The sequence below is a fragment of the Paraburkholderia phymatum genome, from assembly GCF_040965635.1.
GTDB classification, from domain to species: domain Bacteria; phylum Pseudomonadota; class Gammaproteobacteria; order Burkholderiales; family Burkholderiaceae; genus Paraburkholderia; species Paraburkholderia phymatum_B.
On sequence record NZ_JBFRCH010000021.1, the window covers coordinates 1 to 20,809 of the forward strand.

Here is a 20,809-nt window from a genome sequence, read left to right on the forward strand (position 1 = left end):
CCACACCTGTCGGCTGTTAGTTTTTAAAGAACATTCGCACGAGGCGCCTTGCCTTCGCTGCGTTGCTGCATCAGCAGCAGAGAAAGGAGATTATGAAGAACCTTCCGGTATTCGTCAACAGGTTTTTGCATCATCGCTTGAAACCCCGCCGACCACACCACCGCGCCGTTTCTGCCGCGGCCCTCGCCGCGTCGCGCCGCAAACCGCGCGCCCCAGCGAAGGACGCGAATCTTAGGCCATCCATGGCCCAATGACAAGGGCGTGGGCGGAAGTTTCTTTGACAATTCACTTTTGGAGCGCGCCCAGCACCGCCGGCAGCGGAATCGCAGCGGCCATCGCCGCATAACCTGCATCGCTGGGATGGATATGATCGCCGCTGTCGAACGAACGTTGGAGGCGCGTCGGCTCGGCTGGATTACGCAGTGCGGCATCGAAATCCACGACCCCGTCGAACGCCCGGCTCGTCCGGATCCATTGATTGACCGCCGAACGGATCGCCTCACGCTGCGGCGGCAAATCCGCCGGCGTTAATGTGGCCCCGAAAATGCGCATGCCTCGCGCGTGCGCCGCCGCAACGAGCTGCTTGTAGCCGGCAATCAGACTCTCCGATGTAACGGCCGTATGCGGAAAGTCGCAATCGAGTCCAGCGCGCGCCGGCATCGCGGCAAAGTTGATGTCGTTGATGCCGATCAGCAGGATCACGGTCTTCACGCCGGGCTGGGCCAGCACGTCGCGGGCAAAACGCGAGGCGAGCGCGTCCCCGTAGCAAGGCGAGTCGCTCAGCAGCCGGTTTCCGCTGATCCCAAGATTGACGACCGCCGTCGTCTTGTCGCCGCTCTGAACTACCCGGCGCGCAAACGCGTCAGGCCATCGATGATTCTGATTCAGGCTCGAGCGCATCCCATCCGTGATCGAGTCGCCGATTGCCGCGATCGTCGTCGACGAAGGCGCCTCCACTTGCAACCCCGTCACCCATGCGAACTGGGTAAATCGCTGGCGATAAGCGTCGGCGGACGCATCGGCCGCATGGTTGCCGGGCATCGACACGTAGTTGACCTGATTCGAAACCCGATGCCACGCGACTATCCGCTGCTCGCGCCCCATATAACTGCTGAAGGCATACGGTACGCCGGCGGAAATGGCGATCCGCACGGGATCGCTATCGATCTCCGCGCCGGCAGGCACACTCACTGCCGCTTTTCCGCCAAACGTCACCCGCGCGTCCGTCCCGCTCTGTGTGGCCGCGCCTGCTCCGATACCCGATCGCGCGATCCGCAGATCCTCGATGACGAGCGGCGTCTTTCCATACGCATTGCTGATGTGAATGCGCGCAACGTTGCCCGACAGCGTCGGATAGACGATCTGCCGAACCGTGCGTCCCGCGACGTCGGGCGTCCGGTACAGCGCGGGCGGATCGGGCATTTGCGGGATCGGCTGGAGCGCCGTGGCCCAGGCTGTGACCCATGGCGTCTGCGCGCCGGCCGCGAATGCGGGCGCCGAGGCGAACACGATCGAAGAAAGAACGGCGCCGCAAAGAACAGCGAGAGGACGAGTGATCATTTCGACTGATTGCTGGAAAACGGGTTGAGGACGCAAGTCGCCCATTGTGCACGATCACATAGTGCAAACCCCTACCAATCCATCTCAAAAAATTGATTAACCGACCGGACGGTTGGTTTATACTGCCGGACACACACCACCAGGACGAGAGCGTTCGACATGTACACGCAATCCCTCGACATTCCCGGCAACGTCGCCCCGCTCGATGCGGCAACCGACTCTTCCGAGCAGGCCCGTTTCGATGAAGTGATGGCCGCCGACGGCAAGATCGAGCCGCAGGACTGGATGCCCGACGCGTACCGCAAGACGCTGGTTCGCCAGATTTCGCAGCACGCGCATTCGGAAATTGTCGGCATGCTGCCGGAAGGCAACTGGATCACGCGCGCGCCGAGCCTCAAGCGCAAGGCGATCCTGCTGGCCAAGGTGCAAGACGAAGGCGGCCACGGTCTCTATCTGTATAGCGCGGCCGAAACGCTCGGCGTGTCTCGCGACCAGATGATCGACGCACTGCATTCGGGCAAGGCGAAATATTCGAGCATCTTCAATTACCCGACGCCGACCTGGGCGGACGTCGGTGTGATCGGCTGGCTGGTCGACGGCGCGGCGATCATGAACCAGATTCCGCTGTGCCGCTGCACGTACGGTCCGTACGCGCGCGCCATGATCCGCATCTGCAAGGAAGAGTCGTTCCATCAGCGTCAAGGCTTCGACGCGCTGCTCGCAATGATGAAGGGCACCGACGCCCAGCGCGAACTCGTCCAGCAGGCCGTCAACCGCTGGTGGTGGCCCGTGCTGATGATGTTCGGCCCGAGCGACAAGGATTCCATCCACGGCAACCAGTCGGCGAAGTGGGGCATCAAGCGCATCACGAACGACGATCTGCGCCAGAAATTCGTCGACGCGACCGTCGAGCAGGCCAAGGTGCTGGGCGTCACGCTGCCCGACCCGAAGCTGAAGTGGAACGAGGAACGCGGCCACTACGACTACGGCGACATCGACTGGGAAGAATTCTGGCGTGTCGTCAACGGCGATGGCCCGTGCAACCGGGAACGTCTCGCCACGCGCGTGAAGGCGCATGACGACGGCGCCTGGGTGCGCGAAGCCGCCCTCGCCCATGCCGAAAAACAGCGCCAGCGCGCGCAGCAACACGCCGCCTGAGCGGCGCCCCGAATCTGGAAGGACAGAAAGGAGATAGCGATGAACAAGGAATGGCCGATCTGGGAAGTCTTCGTGCGCAGCAAGCAGGGACTCGACCACAAGCATTGCGGCAGCCTGCACGCGGCCGACGCGGCGATGGCGCTGCGCATGGCGCGTGACGTCTACACGCGCCGCCAGGAAGGCGTGAGCATCTGGGTGGTGCCGTCGTCGGCGATCACGGCATCGGCGCCTGACGAGAAGGCCGAACTGTTCGAACCGGCTGGCGACAAGATCTATCGTCATCCGACGTTCTATCAGCTCCCCGACGAAGTCAACCACATGTAAGCGCGCGTCATGGATATCACACCCCAACACCTCGCCTACGTGCTGCGCCTCGCCGATACGGCGCTGATCCTCGGTCAGCGCAACGCGGAATGGTGCGGCCACGGCCCGATTCTCGAAGAAGACATCGCGCTGTCGAACATGAGCCTCGATCTGATCGGTCAGGCGCGTCTGCTCTACACGCACGCCGCCGAACTGGAAAAGACGCTCACGGGCAAAAGCCGCACGGAAGACGACTTCGCGTTCTTCCGCGCCGAGCGCGAGTTCGCGAACTACACGCTCGCCGAACTGCCGCACGTCGGGCCGCTCTCGGGCACGACGCACGCGGACAAGGACTACGCGGTCACGATCGCGCGCAACTTCCTGTACTCGACGCTGATGCTGCACGTGTGGTCCGCGCTGACGGGCTCGGCGGACGAGCAGCTCGCTGCGATCGCCGCGAAGTCGATCAAGGAAACGCAGTACCACGTGCACCACGCGCGCGAATGGCTTGTGCGTTTCGGCGACGGCACCGACGAATCGCATCGCCGCGCGCAGGCAGCGCTCGATTACCTGATTCCGTACACGCGCGAATTCTTCAGCGCCGATGCGACGGAAGACGCAATCGCCGCCGCCGGCATCGGCCCGAAAACGGCCGAACTGGAAGCGCTGTGGCTCGAAGACGTGCGTGCCGCGCTCGACGAAGCGACGCTCACGCTGCCGGAACCCGTCAGGCACATCACGACGGGCAAGCACGGCGAGCACTCGGAGCACATGGGCTTCCTGCTCGCGGAAATGCAAAGCCTCGCGCGCCAGCATCCGGGCGCAAGCTGGTAATCCAAAGGTGAGTGAGACGATGACTTCGATCGCCCAAACAGCTGCCGTTGCAACGGATCGCGCGCTCGACGAGGCGTGGGCCGTGCTCGAAGCGGTGCCCGATCCGGAAATTCCCGTCGTGTCGATCCGTGAACTGGGGATTCTGCGCGACGTGCGCCATGCCGCCGATGGCGCGCTCGAAGTCGTCATCACGCCGACTTACTCGGGCTGCCCGGCAATGTCGCAGATCGCGGAAGACATCGGCCATGCGCTCGACGCAGCCGGTCTCGCGCCGTATCGCGTGCAAACCGTGCTCGCGCCCGCCTGGACGACCGACTGGATCACCGACGACGCCCGCGACAAACTGCGCGCCTACGGCATCGCGCCGCCGACGGGCAACTGCGGCAGCGCCGAGCCCAGCGCCAATGCAGGCGGGAGCGCGAAAGAGAAAGTGATCCGCTTCGTCCCGCGTTCACTGCCCGCGCCCGCGTGCCCGCGCTGCGGCTCGAAGCATACCGAACGCCTCGCGCAATTCGGCTCGACGGCATGCAAGGCGCTGTATCGCTGCGTCGACTGCCGCGAACCCTTCGACTATTTCAAACCCTACTGATATGGCCACTCCGCAATTTCATCCGCTGCGCATCCGGGAAGTGCGGCCTGAAACCGCCGACGCGGTCTCCGTCGCCTTCGAAGTTCCCGTCGAACTGCGCGAGCAGTATCGCTTCACGCAAGGCCAGTTCGTCACGCTCAAGACACACATCGACGGCGAAGAAACGCGCCGCTCGTACTCGATCTGCGTCGGCGTCACCGATTACGATCGCGACGGCGAGTTGCGCATCGGCATCAAGCGTGTGCGCGGCGGCCGCTTCTCGAACTTCGCGTTCGATACGCTGCAACCCGGCCACACTATCGACGTGATGACGCCCGACGGCCGCTTCTTCACGCACCTGAACGCAGACGACGGCAAGCAGTACGTCGCGTTCTCGGGCGGCTCGGGCATCACGCCCGTGCTCGCGATCATCAAGACGACGCTGGAGATCGAGCCGCGCAGCACGTTCACGCTGATCTACGGCAACCGCAGCATCGATCAGATCATGTTCGCCGAAGAACTCGAAGATCTGAAGAACCGGTTCATGAACCGCTTCGTGCTGTATCACGTGCTGTCCGATGACATCCAGGACGTCGATCTGTTCAACGGCGTGCTCGATCAGCAGAAGTGCGCGTCGTTCCTCGAAACGCTGATGCCCGCCGACGCTATCGACGAAGCGTTCATCTGCGGTCCCGGGCCGATGATGGATGCCGCCGAAGCCGCGTTGAAGGCCGCGGGCGTGCCGCAGGAAAAGGTGCACGTCGAGCGTTTCGGAACGCCGCTGCCGCAAGCGGGCGTGCCCGCCGCCGAAATCACCGACGACACGCCGACAGCCGACCTCGAAATCGTCCTCGACGGCAAGAAGCGCAAGCTGCGTCTGCCATATCAGGGCTTGAGCGTGCTCGACGTAGGCTTGCGAGCCGGACTGGCGCTGCCGTACGCGTGCAAGGGAGGCGTCTGCTGCACCTGCCGCGCGAAGGTGCTGGAAGGCGAGGTGAAGATGGAGAAGAACTACACGCTTGAGGAACAGGAGATTCGCGACGGCTTCGTGCTCACCTGCCAGTGCCATCCCATCAGCGACAAGGTCGTGGTCAGCTACGACGAACGCTGACGGTTGCGCGAAGCACGGCACGGCGCGCCTGCAGTGCACGCGCCGCGTAATGGTGTGCGCGGACGTGGACGCGCCAGTCGCTTTCGGCACGTCCGCGATCCGCTTACACTAGGGGCCGCTCGTCATGGGGAAAGTCACTTTCCTCGACGAGCGGCCTTTTCCGTTGTCCGGGCGAAGCTCGCCTGAACTGCAATCGAGCGGTGACCAAACCGCCCCGTCAATCACAATGAGCACGATCCACATTACCAACGGCGACATTGCCGCCGACTCCCTGCGTCAAGCGCTCAGTCACGCGGGCCGCGCCGACGCCGTGCTCGCGTTGCGCGACGACCTGGCCGTCGGTCCGTTGCTCGGCATCGATGAAGCGCCGCATCTGCGCGCCGACTTCTGGCAACGCGTCGCCGGCGACATCACACGCCATCTCGCGGCCGGATTCGACGCACAGGCGAGCGAACTGGAAGCGCTGGTTGGCGGGACAACGCACGTCGTCGTATGGCATGGCCAAAGCTGCGCCGATCAGCTGACGCTGCGCCGAGTATGTTTCCATCTGCGCGAGATGCCACAACGGCTGAACGAGGTGCGTGTCTGCATCGACGATCTGACGGGCGACAGCGCCGCGCAACGCCGCGCCGATCGGGCGACGTCCGTCGGCATGTTCGCTCCTGCCGTGCTGCAACAGCGGCTCGCCACGGCCGCGCCGATCTCGGTGCTGCGCATCGGGCGTCTCGCGCTCGAATGGCAGGAGATGAAGCAGGCCAACGCGGAACTGCGCCGCTGGCACGACAACACCTTTTCGAGCGGCACGTTCGCCGAACTGGACGCGTCGATCCTCGAACACGCCGCTGAAGGGTGGCAATCCGCCGGGCGCGTCGCCGCTGCCGTGATGACGGCAAACAACGGCTTGCTCGTCAGCGATAGCATCGTGCTCTGGCGTCTGCGCGAGCTCGCCGCTACAGGCCAACTGCAGCTACGCGGCGATCCGAACGCCTGGCGATCACTCGAAATGAACGTCGCGCGCGATACCTTTTCTCCTGCTTGAGACAAACCAGAACAATCATGGCCCGTACACGAGCCCCAGATCACGAGAGCCAGCGCGACCAGATCCTCGATCTGGCCGCCGCGAAATTCGCCCAAACGAGCTATCCGAGCACGTCGATGGCCGACCTCGCCGCGGCGAGCGGCACATCGAAAGCGCGCCTCTACCACTACTACGAGAGCAAGGAAGCGATTCTCTTCGACCTGCTCGACCGCTACACGAAGCGGCTGATGCTGATCATCGCCGAGGTCGAGGGCGCAAGCCAGCGGCGCGGACTCACCGAACGCGATGCGTTCGCCGAACTGATCCGCGCCTTCCTCTCCGAGTACGAGACGTCGCACAGCCGGCACGTCGCGCTGCTGAACGACGTCAAATATCTGGTCGAATCGCAGCGCGAAATCATCCTGAACCGTCAGCGAGACGTGGTCGCCGCATTCGCGCGGCAGCTGGCGCGCGCCTATCCCGAACGCGTCACCCGCGAAAACCAGACCGCGCTCACGATGATGGTCTTCGGGATGATCAACTGGACTTTCACCTGGCTGAAGCCGGGCGGCCGGATGGGCTACCGGGAGTTCGCCGAGCAGGTCGTCGAGATGGTGGATCACGGGCTGCTCGCGTCGAAGGCCGCCGGCGCGGATTGCAACTGACGCGCGATCGTCGCGTTCACGAAGCCAGCATCCATAGGTCCTCGGCGCGCACAAGTCCGGACGCGTTAATGACAAAACGATGTCGCGGTGCAGCAATATACGTGCCTTCGTTGCGACACGGGGACGCAGCGCCGCCGCACGCTCGTTTGATAAATTTTACTTAAAAATCAATCAATTATACGAATGTAGGCAGCGATGTTAGACTACACGCTCGACTCCATTCCGGGTTTTCCCTATGTCGAACTCGGGTTTTCCATTAGAATGCTTATTGCGGCGCGTCATGCCGCGTAGCTAAAGGAGAACCCACCATGAATAAGCAAACTGCCCGCGCCACCGAGCCGATCGTCGTCGATCGCTTGATGACCGTCGCCGGCCACGCGCCTGTTCTGGTCCGGGAACTCGGCGAGAAAGACCGCAAGCGCCTGCTCGCCCATTTCCTCGAACTGGGCGAAGACGATCGTCTGTTGCGCTTCGGCCAGGTCACGCCGGACCACGTGATCGAGAACTACGTCCGCACGCTGGATTTCGGCCGCGACACCGTATTTGGCGTGTTCGACGCCCAACTGCGACTGGTCGGCGTCGGCCATCTGGCCTATCTGCCCGCCGAGGGCAACACGCGCACCGCTGAATTCGGCGTGTCGGTGTCGGAGAGCGTGCGCGGCCAAGGCATCGGCACGAAGCTATTCGAGCGCGCCGCTATCCGCAGCCGCAACACGCACGTCACGACGCTGTACATCCACTGCCTGTCGCGCAACACGACGATGATGCACATCGCCAAGAAAGCCGGCATGAAGATCGAATACGCATACGGCGAAGCCGACGCGTATCTGACGCTCGCGCCGGCCGATCAGAACAGCATCATCGCGGAGATGCTTCAGGAACAGGCAGCCGTCTTCGACTACGTACTCAAGCGCCAGGCGCGAAACACGTCGAAGCTCATCGAATCGTTCATTCCGACCGCGATTGCAGCGTAAGCATCGCGAACGAGGAAACCGCAAAGGGCGGCTCTTTAACGAGCCGCCCTTTTTGTTTGCGCGTGCTTGAGCATGTTTTTAACGTGCCGCCGTTCAAAGCGGCAGCGCGGTGGTTTCCTTGAACTTCTCCAGCGAGAAGCTCGACTTCACGTCGATCACCGACGGATGCCGCAGCAACTGGTCCTGCACGAATCGCGAGAAATGCGCCATATCGCGCACCTGCACGCGCAGCAGGTAGTCCATGTCGCCCGTCATCGCATGGCAGGCGACCACTTCCGGCCAACCCTGCACCGCCGCCCGGAACAGTTCCGAATGCGTCGCGCCCGCGCGCCCTGGCGAGCCGTCGGCGCGCGCGCTGAGCACGGGACCGCCACGCTTTTCCAGTCGCACGTTGACGTAGGCGAGCAGGTCCAGCCCAAGCATCTGCGCATCCAGAAGCGCAACATATCCACGGATCACACCGATTTCCTCCAGCCGGCGAATACGGCGCAGACACGGACTCGGCGACAGATTCACCCGATCCGCGATCTCCTGATTCGAGAGCCGCCCATTCTCCTGAAGGATCGCGAGAATCCGCCGGTCGATTGCATCTATCTCAATTTGAGCCATGTTCTGCCATCTAAAGGCGGCGAAGCGCCATAAAGTAGCGTCAGCGTAGCGACCAGCGATTGTTTTCGCAAGCTTTCTTCCGGCACGGGCAACTACACTTTTCTTCATCGAATCGCGTGACGCGAATCGGAAATCCGCATTTGAGGAGACAGATATGAAGGTCCCTGCTTGGGAAAATCCCGTCGGCACCGACGGTTTCGAATTCATCGAGTACACCGCGCCCGACCCGGTCGCGCTCGGCAAGCTGTTCGAGCGCATGGGCTTCACGGCGCTCGCGAAGCATCGTCACAAGGACGTGACGCTGTATCGCCAGGGCGACATCAACTTCATCGTCAACGCGGAGCCGGATTCGTTCGCGCAGCGCTTTGCGCGCCTGCATGGCCCGTCGATCTGCGCAATCGCGTTTCGCGTGCAGGATGCCGCCAAGGCCTACAAGCGCGCGCTCGAACTGGGCGCATGGGGCATCGACAACAAGACGGGCCCGATGGAGTTGAACGTTCCCGCGATCAAGGGCATCGGCGATTCGCTGATTTACTTCGTCGACCGCTGGCGCGGCAAGAACGGCGCGGCGCCGCACAGCATCGGCGACATCAGCATCTACGACGTCGACTTCGAGCCGATTCCAGGCGCCAATCCGAGCGCAACGGGCAACGGCCTCACCTATATCGATCACCTGACGCACAACGTCCATCGCGGACGCATGCAGGAATGGGCCGAGTTCTACGAGCGCCTGTTCAACTTCCGCGAAGTGCGCTACTTCGACATCGAAGGCAAGGTGACGGGCGTGAAGTCGAAGGCGATGACGTCGCCGTGCGGCAAGATCCGCATTCCGATCAACGAGGAAGGCTCGGAAACGGCTGGCCAGATACAGGAATATCTCGACGCGTACCACGGCGAAGGCATTCAGCACGTCGCGCTCGGCACGAACGATATCTACAGGACAGTCGACGGCCTGCGCGCGTCGAACGTCTCGCTGCTCGATACCATCGACACGTACTACGAACTCGTCGACCGCCGCGTGCCCAACCACGGCGAGCCGCTGGAAGAACTGCGCAAGCGCAAGATCCTGATCGACGGCGCGCACGACGACCTGCTGCTGCAGATCTTCACCGAGAACCAGATCGGACCGATCTTCTTCGAGATCATCCAGCGCAAGGGCAACCAGGGCTTTGGCGAGGGCAACTTCAAGGCGCTGTTCGAATCGATCGAACTGGATCAGATTCGTCGCGGTGTAGTGCAGGACAAGGCGTAACGGCCATTCTGGCGGCTAGCGCCAGGCAAAGAAAAAGGCGAGGAATCGTACGATCCTCGCCTTTCATTTCTGGATTTAAGAATCGGCGCCCCTCGGTCCGCCGACTCTCGCTGTTCGTTCAGACGCGAGCGGCCCAGCCGGCCGCTCGCCACCGCGCGTCAGCCACGCTGCTCCGTGTCGTCGGACGAGCGCTGCCGGTTCACCGCGACAGTTGCCGCTGCCACCGGCGCAGTGCGCGTGATGGCATTCACGAGCGAGTTGGCGCTGCTCGAGTGCATGGGCGCGCTCATCGCGAAGAATGCTGCCGAGACCATCAGGAAGGTCTGGATGTGTTTCGTGTTCATGCGTACTCCTTTTTCGACTCCTGCACAGCGAAGCTCCGCAGCATGCGGAACGTTGCGATTCGTGCAGGTGGGGAGTTTAGACCAGCATTTCAAGTCCCGTTCCTGTCGTTTCAAGCTTTTACACGCTGTTACAGCGTCACACCAAATAGATTCCGCCACGTCATACGCGCGACATTTTCCTGCGTGAGCCATCGCGCATTGTGGTGTTTTCAACGATTAGCGGCGGGTTTTTACCAGTGCTACCATCGCAAAAAAGCCGTCAATATGGCGACCCCGGCCGGAGCATTCACAAGATGCCGAGGCCCTGAAGGTTTTGGCGATCCCAACCTGGGTGGAGGAGTACACATAATGAATGCCCCGCTAGACGCTGGTCAGCGAGCCTCGCTCGAAGCCGCGTTGACTTCCGTCACGCTCGACGACAAATACACGCTCGAACGCGGCCGCGCGTACATGAGCGGCATCCAGGCGCTAGTGCGTCTGCCGATGCTGCAACAAGAGCGCGACAAGGCCGCCGGACTCAATACGGCCGGTTTCATCTCGGGCTATCGCGGATCGCCGCTCGGCGGCCTCGACCAGGCGCTGTGGAAAGCGAAGAAGCATCTCGCCGGGCATCAGGTGGTCTTTCAGCCGGGCGTCAACGAGGACCTCGCCGCGACAGCCGTGTGGGGCTCGCAGCAGGTCAACCTCTATCCCAGCGCCAAACACGACGGCGTGTTCTCGATGTGGTACGGCAAGGGCCCGGGCGTCGATCGCTCGGGCGACGTGTTCAAGCACGGCAACTCGGCTGGCTCGTCGCGTCACGGCGGCGTTCTTGTGCTCGCCGGCGACGACCACGCAGCGAAATCGTCGACGCTCGCGCACCAGTCGGAACACCTGTTCAAGGCATGCGGACTGCCCGTGCTGTTTCCGTCGAACGTGCAGGAATATCTCGACTTCGGCCTACACGGCTGGGCGATGAGCCGCTACTCCGGCCTGTGGGTCGCGATGAAGTGCGTCACCGACGTCGTCGAGTCGTCGGCTTCCGTCGATATCGATCCGCACCGTACGCAAATCATTCTGCCGACCGACTTCGAGATGCCCGAAGGCGGTCTCAACATTCGCTGGCCCGATCCGCCGCTCGTGCAGGAAGCGCGTCTGCTCGACTACAAGTGGTACGCCGGGCTCGCGTACGTGCGCGCGAACAAGCTCGACCGGATCGAGATCGATTCGCCGCACGCGCGCTTCGGCATCATCACGGGCGGCAAGGCCTACCTCGACGTGCGTCAGGCGCTGACCGACCTCGGCCTCGACGACGAAACTTGCTCGCGCATCGGCATTCGCCTGTACAAGGTCGGCTGCGTGTGGCCGCTCGAAGCGCAAGGCGCACAGGCGTTCGCGCGCGGACTGCAAGAGATTCTGGTGGTCGAAGAGAAGCGCCAGATTCTCGAGTACGCGATCAAGGAAGAGTTGTACAACTGGCCGGATGCGCAGCGCCCGCGCGTGTTCGGCAAGTTCGACGAGAAGGACGGCGCAGGCGGCGAGTGGTCGGTGCCGATGGGCAACTGGCTGCTGCCCGCGCACTACGAACTGTCGCCCGCGCTGATCGCAAAGGCGATCGCGACGCGTCTCGACAAGTTCGATCTGCCGTCCGACGTGCGCGCGCGTATCGCCGCGCGCATCGCCGTGATCGAAGCGAAGGAAAAAGCGCTGGCGCGTCCGCGCGTCGAAGCCGAACGCAAGCCGTGGTTCTGCTCGGGCTGTCCGCACAACACGTCGACGAACGTGCCTGAGGGCTCGCGCGCGATGGCGGGCATCGGTTGCCACTACATGACCGTGTGGATGGACCGCAGCACGAGCACGTTCAGCCAGATGGGCGGCGAAGGCGTCGCGTGGGTCGGCCAGGCGCCGTTCACGAACGACAAGCACGTGTTCGCGAATCTCGGCGACGGCACGTATTTCCACTCGGGCCTGCTCGCGATTCGCGCGGCGATCGCGTCGAAGTCCAATATCACGTACAAGATTCTGTATAACGACGCCGTCGCGATGACGGGCGGCCAGCCCGTCGACGGTACGCTGACCGTGCCGCAGATCACGCATCAGCTCACAGCGGAAGGCGCGAAGAAGATCGTGATCGTCACCGACGAGCCCGAGAAGTACAGCGCGAATGTCGGCCTGGCTCCGGGCATCGCGATACACCATCGCGACCTGCTCGACGACGTGCAGCGCGAGTTGCGCGAGATCGAAGGCACGACGATCCTGATTTACGACCAGACCTGCGCGACCGAAAAGCGCCGCCGCCGCAAGCGCGGTGCGTATCCCGATCCGGCCAGGCGCGTCGTGATCAACGAAGCCGTGTGCGAAGGGTGCGGCGATTGCTCGGTGCAGTCGAATTGCCTGTCGGTCGAGCCGCTGGAAACGGAGTACGGCACGAAGCGGCAGATCAACCAGTCGACCTGCAACAAGGACTTCTCCTGCCTGAAGGGCTTTTGCCCGAGCTTCGTGACCGTCGAAGGCGGACAGCTACGCAAGCCGAAGGCGTCGGGTGCCTCAGATGCATCGGGCGATACGATGCCGCCTGTGCCCGATCCTGAGATTCCCGCGATCGGCAAGCCGTACGGCGTGCTGGTGACGGGCGTCGGCGGCACGGGTGTCGTGACGATCGGCGCGCTGCTCGGCATGGCCGCTCACCTCGAAAGCAAGGGCGTCACCGTGCTCGACGTGACGGGCCTCGCGCAGAAAGGCGGCGCCGTGATGAGCCACGTGCAGATCGCGAACCTGCCCGCCGACATCCATGCGACACGCATCGCGATGGGCGAGGCGAATCTGGTGATCGGTTGCGATTCGATCGTGACGGCGGGCGACGAATGCGTGTCGCGGATGCAGAACGGCCGCACGCGCGTCGTGCTGAACAGCGCGCAGACTCCGACGGCCGAGTTCATCAAGAACCCGAACTGGCGCTTCCCTGGCGCGAGCGCCGACGCCGACGTCCGCGCGGCTGCCGGCGACGACAACGTAGCGGCTGTCGATGCTAACCATTTCGCGGTTGCGCTGCTCGGTGACGCGATCTACACGAATCCGTTCGTGCTCGGCTACGCGTGGCAAAAAGGCTGGCTGCCGCTCACGCACGAGTCGCTGATTCGCGCGATCGAACTGAACGCGGTGCAGGTCGAGAAGAACCGCGCGGCATTCGAATGGGGCCGCCGCGCGGCGCACGATCTCGACGCCGTGCGCAAGCTCGCGCGACCGCAGAACCGCATCGGCGACGACGACGCGTCGAATGCCGCGAAGATCATTTCGCTGCATACGCCGAAGGCGCTCGATACGCTGATCGACAAACGCGCGCAGTATCTGGCCGCTTATCAAAACGACGCGTACGCAGCGCGTTATCGAAAGCTGGTCGACGAGGTGCGGGCCGCCGAAACGAAGCTCGATGCCGCCGACGCCCAAATGCCGCTGACGGAAGCCGTCGCGAAGAATCTGCACAAGCTGATGGCGTACAAGGACGAATACGAAGTGGCGCGTCTGTATTCGTCCCCGGCGTTCGTCGAGAAGCTGAAGGCGAATTTCGAAGGCGACTGGAAGCTGAGATTCCATCTCGCGCCGCCGACGACGGCGAAGAAGGACGCACACGGCCATCTCGTGAAGAAGCAGTACGGTCCGTGGATGCTCAACGCGATGCACGTGCTCGCGAAGCTGAAGTTTCTGCGCGGCACGGCTCTCGACGTGTTCGGCAAGACGGAAGAGCGCCGCGTCGAACGTGCGTTGATCGTCGAGTATGAAACGCTGGTGCGTGAGCTGATCGGCGGATTGACGGCTGACAAGCGCGCGCTGGCCGTCGAGCTCGCGAATCTGCCCGACGGCATTCGCGGCTACGGCCACGTGAAGGAGAACAATCTGAAGGGCGCGCGCGCGAAGTGGGCCTCGTTGCTCGCGAAGTGGCGCTCGCCGGCGGGCAGCGTCGAGCAGCAGCACGTCGCGTAACGCTGAAGTTTTCCGGCCAGGCCGGCAGCACAAGACCTGCAGCATCAAAAAGGGCACCTCGCGGTGCCCTTTTTTCATCAAGCGATCATCCAGCCGGACGCGCGCTTAGCTCGCGGCTTGCCGCTCCGCACTGACGTTCGCCGAAGCGATCGCCGTCATGTTGATGATCCGGCGCACGGTCGCGGCCGGCGTCAGGATGTGCACCGGCTTCGACGCGCCGAGCAGGAACGGGCCGACCGTCACGCCTTCGCCGCCGATCATCTTCAGCAGGTTGTACGTGATGTTCGCCGCTTCGACGTTCGGCATGATCAGCAGGTTCGCTTCGCCCGTCAGCGTCGTGCCGGGGAAGGCCGCCTTGCGCACCGCTTCCGACAGCGCCGCGTCGCCGTGCATTTCGCCGTCCACTTCGAGATGCGGCGCGCGTTCGGCGATCAGCTTGCGCGCCGCCGACATGCGTGCCGACGTCGACGACGGAACGCTGCCGAAGTTCGAATTAGACAGTAGCGCGACCTTCGGCACGATGCCGAACTTTTCGATTTCGCGCGCGGCGAGAATCGTCATGTCGGCGAGCTGTTCGGCCGTCGGCACTTCGTTCACGTAGGTGTCGCTGATGAAGAGGTTGCGGCCCGGCAGCATCAACAGGTTCATCGCGGCGAAGTTGTCGACGTTCTTGGCCTTGCCCAGCACCTGCTCGACGTATTTCAGATGCTCGTGATACGTGTCGATCAGGCCGCAGATCATGCCATCCGCGTCGCCGAGATGCACGAGAATCGCGCCGATCAGCGTATTGAACTTGCGCATCGCGGCCTTCGCGACTTCCGGCGTGACGCCTTCGCGCGCGCCAATTTCGTGATACGCCTGCCAGCTCTTGTGGTAACGGGGGTCGTCTTCCGGGTTGACGATCTCGAAGTCCTCGCCGCACTTGAGCTTCGAGCCGATCTTCTTCAGACGCATCTCAATCACGCCCGGGCGGCCCACCAGGATAGGCTTCGCGATCTTTTCGAGCAGCACGAATTGCGCAGCGCGCAGCACGCGCTCGTCTTCGCCTTCCGCGAACACGATGCGCGCCGGCTGCGCTTTCGCGGCGGCGAACACGGGGCGCATCACCATGCCCGAGCGGTAGACGGTCGCGCCGAGTTGCTCGCGATAGGCATCCATGTCCTGAATCGGACGCGTGGCGACACCCGAATCCATCGCGGCCTGCGCGACGGCGGGCGCGATCTTGATGATCAGACGCGGATCGAAAGGCTTCGGAATCAGGTAGTCGGGGCCGAATTCCAGCGAATGGCCTTCGTAGGCCTTCGCGACTTCATCGCCCTGATCGGTTTCTTCGGCAAGCTCGGCGATCGCGCGCACGCACGCAAGCTTCATTTCTTCCGTGATCGTCGTCGCGCCGACGTCCAGCGCGCCACGGAAGATGAACGGGAAGCACAGCACGTTGTTGACCTGGTTCGGATAGTCCGAACGGCCCGTCGCGATGATGCAGTCCGGGCGCACCTTCTTCGCTTCTTCCGGGCGGATTTCCGGCTCCGGGTTCGCAAGCGCGAGGATCAGCGGCTGCGTGCCCATCTCCTTGACCATTTCCGGCTTCAGCACGCCGGCGCTCGAGCAGCCGAGGAACACGTCGGCGCTCTTGATTGCGTCGGCGAGCGCGCGCGCGTCGGTATGCGCCGCGTAGCGCTCCTTCGACGGGTCCAGATTGCCGCGCCCTTCGTAGATCACGCCCTTCGAATCGACGACGAGCACGTTCTGCTTCGACAGCCCCAGGTTCACGAGCAGGTCCAGGCACGCGATGGCCGCGGCACCCGCGCCCGAACACACGAGCTTCACTTCTTCGAGCTTCTTGCCGACCACCTTGAGGCCGTTGAGAATCGCCGCCGATGCGATGATCGCCGTGCCGTGCTGATCGTCGTGGAAAACGGGAATCTTCATGCGCTCGCGCAGCTTCTTCTCGATGTAGAAGCATTCGGGCGCCTTGATGTCTTCGAGATTGATGCCGCCGAGCGTCGGCTCCAGCATCGCGATCGCTTCGACGAGCTTGTCGGGATCGGATTCGCTCAGCTCGATATCGAAGACGTCGATGCCGGCGAACTTCTTGAACAGACACCCCTTGCCTTCCATCACGGGCTTCGCGGCGAGCGGTCCGATGTTGCCGAGGCCCAGCACGGCCGTGCCGTTCGTGACAACGCCGACGAGGTTGCCACGCGACGTGTACTTCTGCGCGTCGAGCGGCTCGTCATGGATGGCCATGCACGCGGCTGCGACGCCCGGCGAGTACGCGAGCGACAGATCCAGCTGGTTCGAAAGCGGCTTGGTCGGCGTGACCGAAATCTTGCCGGGCTTCGGATTCTGGTGATACGCGAGAGCGCTTTGCTTCAGTTGTTCGTCCATTTTCTAACCTGCGAGACGTTAATAATTGGGCCCGGCTCGATACATCACTACGTCACGTGCTGCGCTGGCCATTGCCGGGACGATGCCCGACGGCGGCGTTTCTCGCGTGCGCCCGTTGGGGCGCGGCGTCAAACCTCAGCGGAAAGCAGGCGGCGCTGAGCTTTTTCGGGTCGATTAGTGTACACCCCGCATGAGTCAATTCGGTTCAGGTTTTGTACCGTACGGATAAGCCTGAGCCGCGCGCGCTCGTGCTGCGGCGCGATATGAAAGCACTTTCAGCTTGCGCGCGGGTGCTCGCCAGATGCCGTCATTCGAGCGCCGCGCCGCAACATGCATCTTGCGTGACGGCGTTCGGCGAAGAGGCGATGTTCATGTGCAGTGCTCCGTGCAGGCGTAACCGGACGACAAACGGCAAATGGCCGCGCACGGCCATCGCTGAAACTTGGGGTGATGGAAAACGTCGCGTGAATGTAAAGGCTGCGATCTGGTGTCACAACCTGGCCAAAAGGCATAGGCGAAGCGTCCAGACAGCCAGTGCGTCGGCGGGCATGCGCGTTCGCGCGCCCTGGGACAAGTCCGAATCGGGTAAAATCGCCGGCTACGCGCGCAGCAATCCCGTCAGTTTTTCAACTTTCCGGCGTGTTTCGCCCATCCGGGCGCCGGGTGCCACATCCGGTCACGCCACGCTTGCTGCGCCATAGGGCCGTGCGCCCGCCTCCCAGCTCACCATCCAAGGATTCGCCCATGACAGGCTTCGATCGCCAGACGATCTCCGACACGACCGCAAAAATGCTGCTGGAAGTCCAGGCAGTGCACTTCAACGCGGAAAAACCGTACATCTTCACCTCCGGCTGGGCGAGCCCGGTGTACATCGATTGCCGCAAGCTGATCTCGTATCCGCGCGTGCGCCGCGGCCTGATGGAAATGGCTGAAGCGACGATCTTGCGCGACGTCGGTTACGAGCAGATCGACGCAGTCGCGGGCGGCGAAACGGCGGGCATTCCGTTCGCTGCATGGCTGTCGGACCGCCTGATGGTGCCGATGCAGTACGTGCGCAAGAAGCCGAAGGGTTTCGGTCGTAATGCGCAAATCGAAGGTCTGCTGACGGAAGGCCAACGCGTGCTGCTGGTGGAAGACCTGACGACCGACAGCCGAAGCAAGATCAACTTCATCAACGCGCTGCGCACGGCGGGCGCGCAGGTGAACCACTGCTTCGTGCTGTTCCACTACAACATCTTCAAGGAAAGCGTGTCCGTTCTGAAGGACATCGACGTCGAACTGCACGCGCTCGCCACGTGGTGGGACGTGCTGCGCGTCGCGAAGGAAAAGGGCTACTTCGATACGAAGACGCTCGACGAAGTCGAGAAATTCCTGCACGCGCCCGCCGAGTGGTCGGCAGCGCACGGCGGTGCGACGGCTGCTCCGCAGTAATCATCCGCATCACGCGCCGGGCCTACTTCGTCAGGGACCGCGCGCAGACGGTGACGCCAACAAAAAGGCCGCCTGTCCTCAAGACAGGCGGCCTTTTTATTTAGCACGCCAAGATTCGCGTCGACCGGATTCGGAAGCGGCCCGCCGCCGCCAGCGACACGCCTAAGGCTATTGCGCCGCAGCGCCTCCGTCGTCCGCTTCGCCCGGCGCATACGACGACAGATTCATCAAGCCGTTACTCTGAGCATACTGAAAAAGTTCGGAATCCCGTTCGAGTCCGAGCTTGCGCATCGCCGTGTTCTTTTGAGTACTGATCGTCTTGATGCTGCGATTCAGTTGCTCGGAAATTTCCTTAATGGTCATGCCCGAAACGAAGAGCCGCACCACTTCGAGCTCGCGCTTCGACAGGATCACCTCGTCGCTCTTACCGCCCGCGTTCATGCGCAGCGTGTCGAGCGACGCCTTCACCGACGGACTCATGTATTCGAGATGCCGGCTGACGTGCTGCACGGCAAGACCGATATGACTCAGATCGTCCGACTTGTTCACCACGGAAGTCACGCCCAGCTCATTCAGCCGCTTCAGCAACGCGGCGTTTTCAAGCATTGTCAGGACAACGATGGGCAGGTCGGGAAAGTTCCGACGCAAGTAGCCGATCAATGGCAGACCGTCACCGTAATGCCCGCCGGGCATGGCGAGGTCCGTGACTAGTACGTCGCAGGGCGTCGTTTGTAACAACTTCACTAGCTCACTGGATTGCTTTGCGCGCGCGACAACGCGAACACCCTGGAACTTAAGCAACGCCTGCTCGGCACCAAAGAGAATGACCGGATGGTCGTCGGCAACCACGACCCTGATGGGATCTTGCATGGCGCTCCCTCGATCTGACAATCCACGCTCCGAAACTTCAGTCATGAAACTGTTTCTTAGTTCTAAATTTCTAGGAGTTGTCTGCTTGCATGCGACCGCAGACGATCCCGCGACTATAGCTGATTTCAGGCCGCACTGGCCGCTTACCAAGCACGAATGCTTTTATAAGATGTAATGTTAGACTCGATTTGTCGCTTGGCTATAAAAAAGGACAATAATCCTTCGTAAGGACAATTCTTTACGAGCCTGACAGGAGATTCGGCACATGCGCTCGCGTTGCCCGGTCGTTACGCCTGCTTCGTCCCGTTCGTTCCTGCCGTTTCTGTCTGTCGCGCCATCGCGCGCCGCGTCCGTCATCGCGTTCGCGTGCGCGGTTCACGCGTCCACGGTCTTCGCCGACAACGCGTTCACCGTCACGAGCACCAGTTTTCGCGCGGGCGGCACGGTCAACAACGCGCAGGTCTTCGACCGCGACGACTGCAAGGGCAACAACTATTCGCCGCAACTCAGCTGGCATAACCCGCCCGACGGCACGCGCAGCTTCGCGATCACGATCTTCGATCCCGATGCGCCCGGACGCGGCTGGTGGCATTGGGCCGTCGTCGGCATTCCGGCCAATGTCGATCGGCTGCCGGAAAATGCCAGCGCGTCCGGCTTTCTTAAGAAACTCGGCGCGGTCGAAGCGCGCAACGACTTTGACATCGACGGCTACGGCGGCCCCTGCCCGCCGCCCGGCAAGCCGCATCGCTACATCATCACCGTCTATGCACTGAGCGCGCCCAATCTCAGGCTCGCGCAGGGACGCCCTTCAGTGATGTTCGATCACGAGATCAGCACCGCGACGCTCGGCTACGCGCGCATGACCGTCATGTACGGTCGCTAGCCTTTTCCAAGGCGGTCTCAAAATCGATCAGACGACGCCGCGTTTCTCGCGGCCTCTGAAAAAGCTCGCCCTTGATGACAGAATGAGCGTGCAAGGTTCTGCTCTCGCCAATCATTTCTTGCAACAATGGAGTTGTCCATGTCGAAGATCATCATCGTGTATCACAGCGGCTATGGCCACACGAAGAAGCTCGCGGAAGCGGTTCTGGCCGGCACGCTCGACGGCGGCGCCGATGCAAGGCTGATCGCCGTCGGCGAGCTCGACGATGCGGGCTGGGCCGCGCTGGACGCCGCCGATGCGATCATCTTCGGCGCGCCCACGTACATGGGCGGCCCGTCCGCCGACTTCAAGAAATTCGCCGACGCCAGTTCCAAGCCGTGGTTCGGCCAGAAATGGAAGGACAAGATCGCCGCCGGCTTCACGAATTCGGCGACGATGAACGGCGACAAGTTCTCGACGATCCAGTATTTCGTCACGCTCGCGATGCAGCACAGCATGATCTGGGCGGGCACGGGCATGATGCCGTCCAACACGAAAGCGGCGACGCGCAACGATCTGAACTATGTCGGCGGCTTCACTGGGCTGCTGTCGCAGTCGCCCGCCGACGCCACGCCCGAAGAAGCGCCGCTGCCCGGCGACATCGAAACGGCGAAGGTGTTTGGCGCCCGCATTGCGGCCGTGACGGCGCGCTGGAAGGCGGGACAGCCGGCGTAGGTGGGCGCGACGCGTGCCGATCGCGTCCTGGCAGCAAGGTCTGTCATGCCACTGTCACTGTTGCAGCGCAACGTATTTTTCACCAAATCCGCACATGCGCTGCACACGCGCCGCCAAGCAGCCTTAAAATGGCGTTCCGGCGCAACCGGGCGCCCCGTTTTCCG

The 20,809-nt window shown here is 62.7% G+C and carries 19 protein-coding genes; 14 read left to right on the forward strand and 5 right to left on the reverse strand.

The window, feature by feature from the left end; genetic code table 11:
- Positions 1 to 235, forward strand: a 235-nt coding sequence (locus tag AB4Y32_RS27390; RefSeq protein WP_368724364.1) for a hypothetical protein, incomplete at its 5' end; no start/stop codon positions are given.
- A gap of 50 nt (positions 236 to 285) precedes the next feature.
- Here AB4Y32_RS27390 and AB4Y32_RS27395 read toward each other — a convergent pair.
- Positions 286 to 1,560 (reverse strand): SGNH/GDSL hydrolase family protein, encoded by a 1,275-nt coding sequence (locus AB4Y32_RS27395; protein ID WP_368724365.1) that lies wholly within the window; start codon positions 1,558 to 1,560, stop codon positions 286 to 288.
- A 159-nt stretch (positions 1,561 to 1,719) separates the two neighbouring features.
- Between AB4Y32_RS27395 and paaA the strand changes: the two genes are divergently transcribed.
- The 8 genes from paaA (at position 1,720) to AB4Y32_RS27435 (ending at position 8,191) form a co-directional block, all read left to right on the forward strand.
- Positions 1,720 to 2,718: a 1,2-phenylacetyl-CoA epoxidase subunit PaaA gene (gene paaA, locus AB4Y32_RS27400; protein WP_368724366.1), complete on the forward strand. Its 999-nt coding sequence runs from the start codon at positions 1,720 to 1,722 to the stop codon at positions 2,716 to 2,718.
- Between the two features lie 39 nt (positions 2,719 to 2,757).
- Complete coding sequence (paaB, locus tag AB4Y32_RS27405; RefSeq protein ID WP_090871245.1) at positions 2,758 to 3,042, forward strand: 1,2-phenylacetyl-CoA epoxidase subunit PaaB; 285 nt, start codon at positions 2,758 to 2,760, stop codon at positions 3,040 to 3,042.
- Between the two features lie 9 nt (positions 3,043 to 3,051).
- Complete coding sequence (gene paaC, locus AB4Y32_RS27410; protein WP_368724367.1) at positions 3,052 to 3,855, forward strand: 1,2-phenylacetyl-CoA epoxidase subunit PaaC; 804 nt, start codon at positions 3,052 to 3,054, stop codon at positions 3,853 to 3,855.
- A gap of 19 nt (positions 3,856 to 3,874) precedes the next feature.
- The gene (gene paaD, locus AB4Y32_RS27415; RefSeq protein ID WP_368724368.1) at positions 3,875 to 4,444 is read left to right on the forward strand and encodes a 1,2-phenylacetyl-CoA epoxidase subunit PaaD; all 570 of its coding nucleotides are present in this window, start codon (positions 3,875 to 3,877) and stop codon (positions 4,442 to 4,444) included.
- 1 nt (position 4,445) lies between these two features.
- Positions 4,446 to 5,534 (forward strand): 1,2-phenylacetyl-CoA epoxidase subunit PaaE, encoded by a 1,089-nt coding sequence (paaE, locus tag AB4Y32_RS27420; RefSeq protein ID WP_368724369.1) that lies wholly within the window; start codon positions 4,446 to 4,448, stop codon positions 5,532 to 5,534.
- 226 nt (positions 5,535 to 5,760) lie between these two features.
- The gene (locus tag AB4Y32_RS27425; RefSeq protein WP_368724370.1) at positions 5,761 to 6,573 is read left to right on the forward strand and encodes a DUF1835 domain-containing protein; all 813 of its coding nucleotides are present in this window, start codon (positions 5,761 to 5,763) and stop codon (positions 6,571 to 6,573) included.
- Between the two features lie 17 nt (positions 6,574 to 6,590).
- The gene (locus AB4Y32_RS27430) at positions 6,591 to 7,217 is read left to right on the forward strand and encodes a TetR/AcrR family transcriptional regulator (RefSeq protein WP_368724371.1); all 627 of its coding nucleotides are present in this window, start codon (positions 6,591 to 6,593) and stop codon (positions 7,215 to 7,217) included.
- Between the two features lie 308 nt (positions 7,218 to 7,525).
- Positions 7,526 to 8,191 (forward strand): GNAT family N-acetyltransferase, encoded by a 666-nt coding sequence (locus tag AB4Y32_RS27435; RefSeq protein WP_368724372.1) that lies wholly within the window; start codon positions 7,526 to 7,528, stop codon positions 8,189 to 8,191.
- A 93-nt stretch (positions 8,192 to 8,284) separates the two neighbouring features.
- Here the strand turns inward: AB4Y32_RS27435 and AB4Y32_RS27440 are convergent, their stop codons facing one another.
- Positions 8,285 to 8,800 carry an Lrp/AsnC family transcriptional regulator gene (locus AB4Y32_RS27440; protein WP_368724373.1) on the reverse strand — a complete coding sequence of 172 codons (516 nt, stop codon included), beginning with the start codon at positions 8,798 to 8,800 and terminating at the stop codon, positions 8,285 to 8,287.
- 154 nt (positions 8,801 to 8,954) lie between these two features.
- Between AB4Y32_RS27440 and hppD the strand changes: the two genes are divergently transcribed.
- Positions 8,955 to 10,052: a 4-hydroxyphenylpyruvate dioxygenase gene (gene hppD, locus AB4Y32_RS27445; protein ID WP_368724374.1), complete on the forward strand. Its 1,098-nt coding sequence runs from the start codon at positions 8,955 to 8,957 to the stop codon at positions 10,050 to 10,052.
- 158 nt (positions 10,053 to 10,210) lie between these two features.
- Here the strand turns inward: hppD and AB4Y32_RS27450 are convergent, their stop codons facing one another.
- A complete protein-coding gene (locus AB4Y32_RS27450; protein WP_368724375.1) occupies positions 10,211 to 10,396 on the reverse strand; it encodes a hypothetical protein in 186 nt (61 codons plus the stop codon).
- A gap of 348 nt (positions 10,397 to 10,744) precedes the next feature.
- Between AB4Y32_RS27450 and AB4Y32_RS27455 the strand changes: the two genes are divergently transcribed.
- A complete protein-coding gene (locus AB4Y32_RS27455; RefSeq protein WP_368724376.1) occupies positions 10,745 to 14,356 on the forward strand; it encodes an indolepyruvate ferredoxin oxidoreductase family protein in 3,612 nt (1,203 codons plus the stop codon).
- Between the two features lie 105 nt (positions 14,357 to 14,461).
- Here AB4Y32_RS27455 and AB4Y32_RS27460 read toward each other — a convergent pair whose 3' ends face one another.
- Entirely contained in the window at positions 14,462 to 16,747 is a 2,286-nt protein-coding gene (locus tag AB4Y32_RS27460; RefSeq protein ID WP_368724377.1) for an NADP-dependent malic enzyme, read from the reverse strand.
- A gap of 744 nt (positions 16,748 to 17,491) precedes the next feature.
- Here AB4Y32_RS27460 and AB4Y32_RS27465 point away from each other — a divergent pair.
- The gene (locus AB4Y32_RS27465) at positions 17,492 to 18,178 is read left to right on the forward strand and encodes an orotate phosphoribosyltransferase (protein WP_368724378.1); all 687 of its coding nucleotides are present in this window, start codon (positions 17,492 to 17,494) and stop codon (positions 18,176 to 18,178) included.
- A 168-nt stretch (positions 18,179 to 18,346) separates the two neighbouring features.
- Here the strand turns inward: AB4Y32_RS27465 and AB4Y32_RS27470 are convergent, their stop codons facing one another.
- The gene (locus AB4Y32_RS27470) at positions 18,347 to 19,048 is read right to left on the reverse strand and encodes a response regulator (protein ID WP_368724379.1); all 702 of its coding nucleotides are present in this window, start codon (positions 19,046 to 19,048) and stop codon (positions 18,347 to 18,349) included.
- 265 nt (positions 19,049 to 19,313) lie between these two features.
- Here AB4Y32_RS27470 and AB4Y32_RS27475 point away from each other — a divergent pair, with 265 nt between their 5' ends.
- Positions 19,314 to 19,931 carry a YbhB/YbcL family Raf kinase inhibitor-like protein gene (locus AB4Y32_RS27475; RefSeq protein ID WP_368724380.1) on the forward strand — a complete coding sequence of 206 codons (618 nt, stop codon included), beginning with the start codon at positions 19,314 to 19,316 and terminating at the stop codon, positions 19,929 to 19,931.
- A 138-nt stretch (positions 19,932 to 20,069) separates the two neighbouring features.
- Positions 20,070 to 20,645 (forward strand): flavodoxin family protein, encoded by a 576-nt coding sequence (locus tag AB4Y32_RS27480; protein WP_368724381.1) that lies wholly within the window; start codon positions 20,070 to 20,072, stop codon positions 20,643 to 20,645.
- Positions 20,646 to 20,809: the final 164 nt, after the last annotated feature.

Coding starts and splice junctions, on each gene's coding strand:
- AB4Y32_RS27455 (WP_368724376.1), top strand. CDS start 10,745: ATGAATGCCCCGCTAGACGCTGGTCAGCGAGCCTCGCTCGAAGCCGCG.
- AB4Y32_RS27450 (WP_368724375.1), bottom strand. CDS start 10,396: ATGAACACGAAACACATCCAGACCTTCCTGATGGTCTCGGCAGCATTC.
- AB4Y32_RS27440 (WP_368724373.1), bottom strand. CDS start 8,800: ATGGCTCAAATTGAGATAGATGCAATCGACCGGCGGATTCTCGCGATC.
- hppD (WP_368724374.1), top strand. CDS start 8,955: ATGAAGGTCCCTGCTTGGGAAAATCCCGTCGGCACCGACGGTTTCGAA.
- AB4Y32_RS27435 (WP_368724372.1), top strand. CDS start 7,526: ATGAATAAGCAAACTGCCCGCGCCACCGAGCCGATCGTCGTCGATCGC.
- AB4Y32_RS27465 (WP_368724378.1), top strand. CDS start 17,492: ATGACAGGCTTCGATCGCCAGACGATCTCCGACACGACCGCAAAAATG.
- paaA (WP_368724366.1), top strand. CDS start 1,720: ATGTACACGCAATCCCTCGACATTCCCGGCAACGTCGCCCCGCTCGAT.
- paaB (WP_090871245.1), top strand. CDS start 2,758: ATGAACAAGGAATGGCCGATCTGGGAAGTCTTCGTGCGCAGCAAGCAG.
- AB4Y32_RS27460 (WP_368724377.1), bottom strand. CDS start 16,747: ATGGACGAACAACTGAAGCAAAGCGCTCTCGCGTATCACCAGAATCCG.
- AB4Y32_RS27395 (WP_368724365.1), bottom strand. CDS start 1,560: ATGATCACTCGTCCTCTCGCTGTTCTTTGCGGCGCCGTTCTTTCTTCG.
- AB4Y32_RS27475 (WP_368724380.1), top strand. CDS start 19,314: ATGCGCTCGCGTTGCCCGGTCGTTACGCCTGCTTCGTCCCGTTCGTTC.
- AB4Y32_RS27480 (WP_368724381.1), top strand. CDS start 20,070: ATGTCGAAGATCATCATCGTGTATCACAGCGGCTATGGCCACACGAAG.
- AB4Y32_RS27470 (WP_368724379.1), bottom strand. CDS start 19,048: ATGCAAGATCCCATCAGGGTCGTGGTTGCCGACGACCATCCGGTCATT.
- paaC (WP_368724367.1), top strand. CDS start 3,052: ATGGATATCACACCCCAACACCTCGCCTACGTGCTGCGCCTCGCCGAT.
- AB4Y32_RS27425 (WP_368724370.1), top strand. CDS start 5,761: ATGAGCACGATCCACATTACCAACGGCGACATTGCCGCCGACTCCCTG.
- paaE (WP_368724369.1), top strand. CDS start 4,446: ATGGCCACTCCGCAATTTCATCCGCTGCGCATCCGGGAAGTGCGGCCT.
- paaD (WP_368724368.1), top strand. CDS start 3,875: ATGACTTCGATCGCCCAAACAGCTGCCGTTGCAACGGATCGCGCGCTC.
- AB4Y32_RS27430 (WP_368724371.1), top strand. CDS start 6,591: ATGGCCCGTACACGAGCCCCAGATCACGAGAGCCAGCGCGACCAGATC.